The following is an 8,995-nucleotide window of genomic DNA, read 5'->3' on the forward strand; positions in this document are numbered from 1 at the left end:
TGTTTGGAAGGCGTTAAGCCTTCCAAACACCGCTCCTGGTCCGCCTCCTTCTCTTTCCGTACACTACCTATATTATACAAAGCGTCCTTACTCAGCAAAACCCCAATTCATTGCATCACTACGTCACTTGATACCGTATCATGCCGCCCTTCTCTTCATACCCGGTATGCCACAATTCCCGGAGAGAAAAAACGGTTGCTTTTCCGTAAGTTGCAAGAGTAACCATTACATCGGATTCTGTCTGTTCATATCCCACAAGCAGGAACCAGTGCCAGGAATAATCCTTGAATTTACAGTCTGTATGTTTCAGCATCAGATAGGGAATGGGATAACCCTGATCTATCCGGTCAATGATAAATGCGGCTGACTCTTCATAAGAGCGATCTCCGGAGAATCCTTCCATAGAGATAACATCCTGATTTCCCAAACTTTTCAGATATTCGCTAAAACCGTCCATATAGATTGCCAGTTTTTTTATGCCGCCTGCTCTGGGGCGCAGATAGGGTTTCATCTTCATGGCAAAGGCTTCATAATCTTCCATGGTTATATGGCTCACATCAAATGGATAGAGAGCCCTTAAGTCCCGGTGCAGTGCAAAATAAATGCAGCTGTCACAGGCAGTAGCAGCAGCACATCCGCCCATGTGCATGAGAAAATTGTGGAACCAGTCCTGGTTGCCGCCAAAAGAGTCACCGATATTAAAATAAGGCAGTTCTTTTTTCATAGCAGTCATCCCTCCTCTTTCTAGCTAAAGAAACACGCTCTAGTATAGGATATACTGTTTTTTACATTTTAGTTCCTAAATTCAGAGTTTATTCTTCATATTTCAGGCGAGTATAATATGAACCAGCGTTTTAATGATTTCCTGCTTCAATATATCATAATCGATATAATCATGCTTATGAAATGCTTTCTCATGACAATAGGATTCTACCAGATTATAGGCAATGTGGACTTTTTCTTCCGGATTTACCATCTTAAGATTACTTTGCTTGGCAGCATTGACGAATAGCTGCATAATCTGGTCTTCTAATGTCATCCAGAGGTTGCATTTTGTTTCGTCTGTACTCAGAAGGGTGTTCACGTCATTGTGGAGAATCCCAAGCCCTTCATGAATCTCACTGAGTTCATCTAATAATTTACTGATAAATGTAATGAAATTGGTTTGATCCATATCTTTTTGTATAAATTCCTGTATCAGCGGCTTAAAGCTGTCATTTACGATCTGGTTCATTATTTCTAATACAAGATCCATTTTATTTTCAAAATAGCGGTAAAAGATGCCGGTTGATACACCAGCAGCTTTTGCTATTTCAGCAGCATTTACATGATAATAACCTCGTTCCCGCATCAGGTCAAGACCGGCTTTGAGTAAACGATTTTTTTTATCAATAGAACGCTGCTGAACGGGGGTTTTAATTACATCACTCATTCTAAAAGCCTTTCTTTTTAAGATTTTGTAGTTTTGTTATAGTATAACCGCTTAAAGACAGGTTGTCAAATAAGGTGAAAAAAGTTTCAGGTTTTGTTGACAAAACGCTCCGGGGATGGTAAAATTCAAAACATGAAATATATTTCAAGTTTTGGAAAATGGATAAGGAAAGCCATTGAGAGGAGGATCTATGAGCCGGTTAATTGCATTTGAGGAGGTAGTGAAAAGTTATCCCATAGGGGATAAAGTTCTGTATGCGGTCAATCAGTTAAATTTTACGATTGATGAAGGAGAATTTGTAATCATACTGGGACCAAGCGGTGCAGGAAAATCAACCCTTTTAAATCTCCTGGGAGGCATGGATCATGTGACCAGCGGGAAAATCGTAGTAGGAGGACGGGAGATCTCAGATCTGAAAGCGGAAGAATTATCGGAGTACCGGGCAGAAGATGTGGGATTCGTCTTTCAGTTTTATAATTTAATTCCAACACTGACGGTATATGAAAATGTTGCACTTGTAAAGGAAATTGCAAAGGACAGTCTGGATCCGGGTGAAATGCTGCAGTCGGTAGGGCTTTTGGAACATCAGAATAAGTTCCCCACCCAGTTGTCAGGGGGCGAGCAGCAGAGGGTATCCATTGCCAGGGCTGTCTGCAAAAATCCAAAAATGCTGCTGTGCGATGAGCCTACCGGGGCATTGGATTCAGAAACGGGTGTTTTGATTCTGACCATGCTCCAGAATATGAGCCGGGAACATAAGAGAACGGTTATTATTGTTACCCATAACAGTGCCCTGGCGGAAGCTGCAGATAAGGTAATACGGATTAAAAATGGAAAAATCCGCAGCGTCACGGTGAATGAGAATCCCAAATCCGTAAGTGAGGTGGAGTGGTAATGCTGTTTCTTAAAATGCTGCGGGATATGAAAAATAATAAAATGCAGTTTATCTCTATTGGGCTGATGACATTCCTGGCGATCTTTGTATATGCAGGAATCGGAAGTGAGTGGTATACCTTTCAAAAGGGAATCGACAGCTATTACGCGGAAACCCATCTGGCAGATATCTGGCTCTATGGAAAGTCATTTACGGATAGTGATGTGGCAAAACTGCTGAAGGTGGATAGCGTGTCAGATGCCTCAAGGCGTCTTCACCTGGAAGGTACGGCTGATTTAAGCGGAGATCCGGAACTGGAGATTTTACTGATGAATGAGGCGGGGATTTCTTCCTGTAAAGTGATTAGCGGGGAGAGCTTTGACCCTGCTGCAGACGGCATATGGCTGAGTGATAAGTTTGCAGAGGCAAGGGGGATTTCTGTTGGAGATACCCTGGATATGCAGGTGGAAGGAATTGTAATCAGCAAGAAAATACTGGGGATTATGATAAGTCCGGAATATGTCTATGCTTCGGCTTCCTTTGACAGTATGGCAAATCCCCGGAACATTGGAGTGGTATATGGGGGAATGGATCTGCTGCCTCAGGGGTTCCCAAGAGTATATAACCAGATGGCGGCACTTCTCAATACAACAGATTATCAGAAAGCAGAAGAACAGATTGAGAGAAAGTTAGATGGTACATACAGCGTATTTCTCTCCAGGGAAGGGCAGGGCAGCTATCAGCAGTTCCGGGAAGAAATACTTCAGAATAAGGCAATGGGGGATCTGTTTCCCTTTGTATTTATTGCAGTGGCACTGCTTACAATCATGACCACCATGAGCAGAATCATCAATAATCAGAGAACACAGATCGGAACATTGAAGGCACTGGGTTATAAAGATAAGAAAATCATGAGGCATTTTATCTGCTATGGTATGATACCGTCCCTGGCGGGTGCCTTGCTTGGACTGATTGTGGGGCCGCTTACACTTACGCCGTTGTTCTTTGAGATGCAGTCGGGCTTGTATTCCCTTCCGCCCCTTACTGTGACTTTACTGCCCCAGGCGGTATTCGCTGCGGGAGGGGCAGTGGCGGCATGTACCTTGGTAACCTGGATTGCCTGCAATAAAATCTTAAAAGAAAAACCGGCTGATGCGCTGCGTACCAGGCCTCCCCGCATTTCCAGGCATATGTGGTTTGAAAAGACAGCCTGGTGGAAGGGAACCGGATTTGATTTTCAGTGGAATCTGAGGGATACGCTGAGAAGCAAAGTCAGAAGTATTATGGCAGTAGTAGGAATTACAGGGTGTATGAGCCTGCTTACCTGTGCACTGGGAATGGTGGATTCCCTGAACAACATTAATGAATGGAAGTATGGACAGCTCACCCAGTATCGGAATAAGGTTCTGCTGACCGATGACCTGTCAGCTTCGGATATCCCTTATCCGGGAGAGACCATTCAGGAGGGGAGTATAGAACTGCGTGCCAACGGAATCAAAAAGACAACAGGAGTAACCGTTTTGGAACCGGAATCCAGCCTCACTGTTTTTACGGACGGCAGACGAAAGGAACAAAAGCTCCCGGTAAACGGAGTCTCTATCAGTTATCATATGGCGGATATCCTGGGAGTTGAGGTGGGAGATGAAGTCTCCTGGCATCTCTATGGGGAAAGCAAATGGGCAGATTCCAAAATTAAGGCAATTTACCGGGATCCGGTGGCGCAGGGGATTACACTGTACGAGGACTATTTTGAGGAACAGGGATACCATTACCAGCCTACTTCATTTTTGACAAAGGCAAATATAGACCCGGATGCCGTGACCTATACGGTTTGGAATATTGAAAAGCTGAAGTCTTCTGTCACCGAAATGATGGATACCATGTACTCCATTATTTATATCATGGTGGCAGCTGCGGTTCTAATGGCGGTTGTAGTGCTCTACAACTTAGGTGTGCTTTCTTTCACGGAAAAACTCAGGGAATTTGCAACGCTGCGGGTACTTGGGTTTAAATCTGAGAAAATACGGCTTCTGATGCTGCGCCAGAATATATGGCTCAGTGCACTGGGACTAATCCCCGGCTATTTACTGGGAAAATGGATTATAGATTTGATGTGCGGAATGCTGGGAGACAATTTTGACATGATGACAGAGATCAGTCTGCCAAGCATTGTGATCAGCGTTGCCATCACAATGCTGGTATCTGTGGAAGTAAATGTATTATTTTCCAGAAAAGTAAAAGAAATTGATATGGTTAGTGCGTTAAAAGGCGCAGAGTAGAGGAGAGATTGCGATGAAGAAAAGGAATAAAACAATTCGGAATATCATAATTGCAGCAGTGGTTCTGGCAGGTGCTGCAGGTGCGGGATACGCTTTGGCGGCGCCTTCATATTACGAAACAGTGCGGGTCACAAAAAGCGACATCCAGGAAATAATCAGTGAAACAGGAATCATAAACAGCTTAAAGCAAAAAACATATTATACGGAAACGACGTCTGTAATAAAGTCGATGGATATACAGACAGGGGACAGTGTGGCAGCGGGGGAACAGCTCCTCACACTGGAAGAAATGAAAACAGACGTTGGGGAGCAGGAGCCCAAAATCCTGGAGGCAGATTTTGAAGGTGTCATAACCCAGTGCAATGTTACGGAAGGTGCTTATGCCGCCCAGGGAAGTCCTCTTTTCACCCTGGAGAGTGCAAAAGATCTGTATTTAGCGGCTGAGATATCCACCAAAGACGCGGCAAATGTGGAAAAAGGCCAGAAAGCAGTCATTACCAGCAATGACAAGGATTATGACGGTGAAGTAACCGAGGTATCCCGCCTTGCGGTGAAAACCAGCGGAAAGCCCAAAGTGACCGTAAAAATAAAGATTAAAAATACGAACAGCAAGCTGTATCTGGGAGCAGAAGCGGATGTGGATATCTTTGCTGCTTCCAGGGATTCGGTTATGACGGTTCCGGTGGAAGCAGTGTATTCGGATGCCGATAATGACTATGTTTATACCATAGAAAACGGATTGGTCACCAGGAAAATAGTAAAAACCGGTATCAGCTCTGAGAAAATGACAGAGATTAAAGAAGGACTGGCGGTGGATGACCGGGTCATTATCGCTCCGGTATCAGAAAACGACAGAGGGAATCGGGCAACCGATCAATCTTTTTGGAAAAATACTTGACTCTCCCCTTAAGGGAGGATGTATAATAACGTAAAATACGTCTGAGGATACACAGGAGGGAATCATATGTTCCGGATCGGGGAATTTTCCAAGCTTTGCAAGACAACGATAAAAACACTGCGCTATTATGATGAGGTAGGACTTCTGAAGCCGGAGTATATTGATGATGAAACAAAATACCGTTTTTATGCAGCTAAACAAATTCTGAAGCTGCATCATATCCAGGCACTGCGCCAGATTGGACTGTCCATCAGTGAAATCAAACTGATTCAGGACGGACAGGGTATGGAAGAGATTCTGCAGAACCGAAAAAGGGAAATTGAACGAGAGTTAACAGAGGGCAGAGAGCAGATCAGCCGGATTGAATTTATGCTGTCCGGCAGGGAAGAAGAAAGTATGCGGCAGTATCAGGGGATCGTGAAAGAGATACCGGAATGCATTGTGTATTCCAAGAAGCTTACGATTCCCGGATACAGCTCTTACTTCCAAATCATTCCCGGTATCGGTGCTGCGGTGCAAAAAGCCAATCCCGATTTGAAATGCGCCATACCGGAATACTGTTTTTGCATATATCTGGATGGGGAATATCGGGAAAAGGATATAAATATAGAGTTTTGCGAAGCGGTCAACCAGTTTGGCAAAGAAATAGAGGGTATTGTTTTTAAGAAAATGGAGGCTGTGGTGGTGGCATCCGTTATGCATAAGGGACCTTATGAAAAGCTGCCCAATGCCTATGCTTATTTATTTAAGTGGGTGGAAGAAAATGGATATATCACAACCGGGAATCCAAGGGAGAGTTACATTGACGGAATCTGGAATGCTGAAGACCGAAACCAGTGGCTGACCGAATTACAGATACCGGTTATCAGAGATGTTAACAAGGATAAAGAGGGGTGTTTGTCATAGATAAAAAGAAGAAATACAGTATGCAAAAGCTGTGTCTGTTATCGAATATTCCCCTGTTTTTTTATGAGGATGGTATTGGCATTACGGAATGCTTCGGAAATTTTGATAAAGAGGAAAATCCTTTGGGGGCAGACCCTATTCTGGTTCGCCGCCTGATGGACCAATGCCGCAGCATTAGCGGTCCGGTGGTGGTGTCGGAAAATAAAGCAATCTGTTTCAGTGCCGTTAAGGCAGGGGATAACCAGTATATTCTGGCAGGTCCCATGTGTTCCCAATATCTTTCAAATGTAGAGATACACCGCTTTTACAAGCTTCATAAAATGGAAAAAATACAGCAAAAAGCACCTGCAAGACTGGGTTTTATGCAGATGCTGTCCCTGATCAGCTTAATCTACACCGTCGTGACCGGAGAAATTTGCGATGAGGATAAGCTGCTTCGGGAAAACAAACTGGCATATGTAGATCCGGAAGAACTGGAGCGGGATAAGGCATCTTTTCGAATCGGCAAGGTAGAAGAAGAAGCCTATCACCATACCTACATGGAAGAAATGCAGTGGATTAACTGCATAAAAAATGGCGATGAAATAAAAGCAAAGGAAATGTGCGATTCTCTGGCTGAAAATGCAGGTAAGCTGTCAGGCAAGGAACTGAACCATCAGAGAAATCTGGCGATCTGTGCAGTTACGCTGGCGACAAGAGCGGCTATTGACAGCGGGGTCACTCCGGCGGAAGCCTACATTCTAAGTGACGTTTATATTGATAAAATAGATAAGTGCAGCGATCTGGGGCAGTTAATAGAACTGCGCAGACTCAGTACCATGGAATTTACAAGACAGGTTAAAGAAGCAAGGAAGGAAAAAGCCAGATCCAATTATATTGAACAGTGCAAGGATTATATTATAAACCATTATCAGTATAAAATCCGGCTGGAGGAAGTGGCGGATGCGATTGGAATCAATAAAAACTACCTGTCCCATCTCTTTAAAAGAGAAGAAGGCATATCCATGAACGAATATATGAACCGGGTCCGTGTAAAAAGGGCGGAAAACTTACTGAAGTATTCCGATGCAACGCTGACGGAGATCAGCAGCTATGTCTGTTTTAATTCCCAGAGCCATTTTGGAAGCGTTTTTAAAAAATGCAATGGGGTGACACCCCAGCAGTACCGGGACCGGTACAGGTCCAGAGAGTTTTTGAAAAAATGACGGCAAGTCATAATTTTCTTGACTTTTGATATCTTGATGAGTATAATTAATTTCAGAATATTTTATGTGCGGCGCAGCACATAGAGCTTAAAGGTGCGTTGAAGTGTCTTGGATGATTTTTATCCGAGGCACTTTTTGCGTTGCCTTGCATTTTTGCAGACAGCCGGTTTGAATGAGTCTTTATTGGCGGTGCAGCGTAAGGGCATTCAAGAAACGGATAGAAAAAATATGGAGGATAAGGAAATGAAGATGAAAACATTTCAGCTGGGTACAGAAATTTTTATGGGAGAATTGGATATTGCCGGCGTTTGTCCGGATACGAAGCGGGTATTTATTGTAACGGACAAGTTTTTGGTGGAAAGCGGCAGAATTGCTTATGTGACAGAAAAACTGGAGGCAGCAGGAATTTTGTACTATGTATTTTCGGATGTGGTACCTAACCCGGACATTGAGCTGGTGATGAAAGGCATTTCCATTATAGACGAGTTCAAACCGGACACGGTGATTTCCTTTGGGGGTGGTTCAGCTATAGATGCAGCGAAAGGAATCATGTATTTTGCAGTGAGAACGGCAGGGCTGCCCCGGTGCTTATCCATTGCAATCCCAACAACCAGCGGTACAGGATCTGAAGTTACAAGGTTTTCCATTATTTCAGACCATGAGAAAAATATTAAGTATCCCCTGGTGGATGACAGTCTGCTGCCGGATATTGCAGTGCTGGATGCTCATCTGACGGTGAGTGTGCCTCCGGCTATTACGGCAGATACCGGCATGGATGTATTGACTCATGCCATGGAAGCTTATGTATCTTCCAATGCAACCGATTTTTCGGATGCGCTGGCGGAAAAGGCATTTAAGATGGCGTTTGACAGCCTGCGCAGGGCCTACCATCAGGGAGATGATCTGACAGCCAGGGAGAATATGCATCATGCTTCCTGTCTTGCCGGAATGGCATTTGACAGCGTATCCCTTGGGGTGAATCACGGAATGGCTCATATTCTGGGCATTCGTGCTTCCCTGCCCCACGGACGTGCAAATGCAGTCCTGCTGCCATATGTGATTACTTACAATGCGGGAATCCAGGATGCAGGCAGTGAAAAAGAAACCAGGGCGGCACAAAAGTATGCAAGGCTTGCGAAATTGGCTGGTTACGAAAGTTACAGTGTACGCTCCGGTGTAGTGAACCTGATTCATGGCATGGAAAAGCTTTGTAAAGAGTTTAAGATACCCCTGCAGATTCAGGATGTCTGGAAGGATCAGAGCGCCTTTGAGGCTTCCGTGGTGGAGATGTCACAAATTGCCTGTGAGGACAGATGCACGGCTTCCAATCCGAGAAAGTGTCTGCCAACGGAGATCGAAGCTGTTTTCCGGGAAGCATATTATGGTAAAAACAAATATTTA

General features: G+C 44.3%; 8 protein-coding genes. 6 read left to right on the forward strand and 2 right to left on the reverse strand.

Annotation, left to right across the window (positions count from 1 at the left end):
• Positions 1 to 118: 118 nt before the first annotated feature.
• Together ACH2DQ_RS02385 and ACH2DQ_RS02390 are read right to left on the reverse strand one after the other, a co-directional pair.
• Entirely contained in the window at positions 119 to 724 is a 606-nt protein-coding gene (locus ACH2DQ_RS02385; protein WP_394912537.1) for a hypothetical protein, read from the reverse strand.
• Positions 725 to 826: 102 nt separating this feature from the next.
• Positions 827 to 1,432 (reverse strand): TetR/AcrR family transcriptional regulator, encoded by a 606-nt coding sequence (locus ACH2DQ_RS02390; RefSeq protein ID WP_394912536.1) that lies wholly within the window; start codon positions 1,430 to 1,432, stop codon positions 827 to 829.
• A 190-nt stretch (positions 1,433 to 1,622) separates the two neighbouring features.
• Here ACH2DQ_RS02390 and ACH2DQ_RS02395 point away from each other — a divergent pair, with 190 nt between their 5' ends.
• The 6 genes from ACH2DQ_RS02395 to ACH2DQ_RS02420 all read left to right on the forward strand — a co-directional run.
• On the forward strand, positions 1,623 to 2,327 hold the full coding sequence (locus ACH2DQ_RS02395; protein ID WP_394912535.1) for an ABC transporter ATP-binding protein: 705 nt from the start codon (positions 1,623 to 1,625) through the stop codon (positions 2,325 to 2,327).
• A complete protein-coding gene (locus tag ACH2DQ_RS02400) occupies positions 2,327 to 4,585 on the forward strand; it encodes an ABC transporter permease (protein WP_394912534.1) in 2,259 nt (752 codons plus the stop codon). Before ACH2DQ_RS02395 ends, ACH2DQ_RS02400 begins: the two co-directional genes overlap by 1 nt.
• A 13-nt stretch (positions 4,586 to 4,598) precedes the next feature.
• On the forward strand, positions 4,599 to 5,483 hold the full coding sequence (locus tag ACH2DQ_RS02405) for an efflux RND transporter periplasmic adaptor subunit (protein WP_394912533.1): 885 nt from the start codon (positions 4,599 to 4,601) through the stop codon (positions 5,481 to 5,483).
• Between the two features lie 66 nt (positions 5,484 to 5,549).
• Positions 5,550 to 6,389 (forward strand): MerR family transcriptional regulator, encoded by an 840-nt coding sequence (locus tag ACH2DQ_RS02410; RefSeq protein ID WP_394912532.1) that lies wholly within the window; start codon positions 5,550 to 5,552, stop codon positions 6,387 to 6,389.
• 20 nt (positions 6,390 to 6,409) lie between these two features.
• Positions 6,410 to 7,594 carry a helix-turn-helix domain-containing protein gene (locus ACH2DQ_RS02415; protein ID WP_394912531.1) on the forward strand — a complete coding sequence of 395 codons (1,185 nt, stop codon included), beginning with the start codon at positions 6,410 to 6,412 and terminating at the stop codon, positions 7,592 to 7,594.
• 243 nt (positions 7,595 to 7,837) lie between these two features.
• Positions 7,838 to 8,995, forward strand: a 1,158-nt coding sequence (locus tag ACH2DQ_RS02420; RefSeq protein ID WP_395025442.1) for a 1-propanol dehydrogenase PduQ, incomplete at its 3' end; no start/stop codon positions are given.

The sequence above is a fragment of the Robinsoniella sp. genome, from assembly GCF_034124845.1.